The sequence below is a fragment of the Neptuniibacter sp. genome, assembly GCF_024231755.1.
GTDB lineage: Bacteria > Pseudomonadota > Gammaproteobacteria > Pseudomonadales > Balneatricaceae > Neptuniibacter.
Map to the genome: position 1 here is coordinate 1 of NZ_JAAEQH010000315.1, position 1,992 is coordinate 1,992.

Annotated in this window: 3 protein-coding genes; 2 read left to right on the top strand and 1 reads right to left on the bottom strand. The window is 45.9% G+C overall.

Translation table 11 applies throughout. From position 1 onward, the window contains the following. On the top strand, positions 1–362 hold a 362-nt coding region (locus GY843_RS18400), incomplete at its 5' end, for a hypothetical protein (protein WP_297311814.1). Between the two features lie 999 nt (positions 363–1,361). Here the strand turns inward: GY843_RS18400 and GY843_RS18405 are convergent. After that, entirely contained in the window at positions 1,362–1,628 is a 267-nt protein-coding gene (locus GY843_RS18405) for a hypothetical protein (protein WP_297311816.1), read from the bottom strand. A 111-nt stretch (positions 1,629–1,739) separates the two neighbouring features. Between GY843_RS18405 and GY843_RS18410 the strand changes: the two genes are divergently transcribed. Beyond that, a complete protein-coding gene (locus GY843_RS18410) occupies positions 1,740–1,958 on the top strand; it encodes a hypothetical protein (protein ID WP_297311817.1) in 219 nt (72 codons plus the stop codon). Positions 1,959–1,992: the final 34 nt, after the last annotated feature.

The window sequence follows — 1,992 nt, forward strand, 5'->3', positions numbered from 1 at the left end:
GAGTGATTGAATGCCATTATCCTAACTTATTAGTCAAACCTTGCAATAACTCTAATGCAAAAATCAAACTTGTGAACATTGATCAAGTAAAACCAGGCCCTCCTGACAACAAAACTACCTATAGTCTACCGTCTCTACGTCTACCTGAAGTAGAAGAACCAGATGAGCAACTCCCTGAGACTAGGCAACAAATGATTGATAACCAGTTTGATGACAAACAACAGATACGTAAACCTGAACCTCTTATTGATGAATCGATTACTGAACGAATGCCTACTAATCCCCATAGATATAATTTGCGATCACGACCACATAAAGTAGCGGCTTTAGTAGTAATCATTGCCTCTTTGCGAACTTTTTGATCGCTGCCTATATCGCTGCCAGGCCAATATTAAAATCAAATTATCGATTTCAAAATTACAGTTCTGCAGGCCAATATTAAAATCAAATTATTGATTTCAAAATTACAGCTCCGCTTAAATCAAATAAATCAAATCCGATGTGCTCACACACAATCGACTACTGTAGTAGTTTGAAATTTGAAACACCGCCCCGAAATCTGCGCTGCCTATTGTTGTTGTTGTTTCCCTGATGCCTGCATTGTCTACTTCCGGTAAATTCCCGCCGATTATCTCCCCGTTTTTTCTATTCTTATTCTTCTGATACGGGTTCTTTCGTCTGTCTAGATAAGCTTTTGTGAATAGCTCTTCAATTAAAAATGCTCAACAACTCCTCTGTGATAGGGATTCTCATCGCTTTAACAATCGGCTATTGCAATAACCAGGTTAGAAATATTTACCTGTTTAGGCTATTTTAGACACAATACCGCCACATTTCTCAAACTCTCTAGACTACCTACCTATCTGTCCAGCTCACACTACCTATAGTTTGGTACCTACATGGTTTTCAGGCGGCGGCGCGCACTCTCGGGAAATCGGATACGAATGAAACGAAATCCGCCTCTCCTCGCATCGCACCGCATCGCATCGCTTCGCATCAGATCGACACGGCTCGGCTCGGCTCGGTTCGGCTCGGTTCGGTTCGGATCCGCGTAAGGGCTTCAAAACGATAAGCCTGCTGTGAAGCATGAGTCTAGTCGCAGATAATATTTAGGCTTGCTATTGCAAGAAAAGCCCTGTTATTGTCTGCAAACGGACCGCAGATACGATCTCATTGAAATCGGTCCGCTGCCTGGAAAGCGCCGAAACGCTCGTGTGGAGCAGCGAAATCTGCGTTGCTCATGTTAAGGTTAGCAGAAATACAGGGTGTTTACACTTACAATGCTTATTGTCGGTAACTACAAAGCACATTACTGGTATTTATGCTACAATTTAGGATATTCTGCCAAGACTCGAGCAGGTCTACGTCGAATCGAAAAGCTGCCACAATTGCTTCTGCGACAGTCCGAGCGTCGAACAGATCGGTACCTGCAACTGCCCCGTCACAGCACCATCACCATCACCACCACCATCACCATCATCACCTCCGTACAGTGCTTCAAACCAACCGATACTGATTAGCGTTGTGTAGGTGACAGTAAGGGATTCATCAAACCAATTTCTAACAATGCCTGTTTTCAGAGTAGTCGGCGTGCTGATCGTGATCGCGGTTGCAGTCGCGGTGATCATGCTGAGACGAAGAAGAAGGGCTGAGCCTGAGGACTTGCGTCAGCTAATCGCAGATGGCGACAGATCGTACGTGAACGCAAAAGCTTACAGATATACATAGTGCCTACATGCGTGCCTAATTTAGAGAAACGGAAGAGGAGGAAGCGGAAGACCGCATTCGCGCCGCCGAAAACCGCACTCGTGCCGCCGAAGACCGAGCTCGTGCCGCCGAAGACAGAGTTCGCCTCGCCGAAAACCGCATCCGTGCCGCCGAAGATCGCAATCGCGTCGCCGAATCCGATCATCGAGACGAAGAAGAAGCGGAACCAACTGACGACGACGAGTAAGTAAATTGCAGGCTCGCTTGCTCATAGCAGTGTAAAAA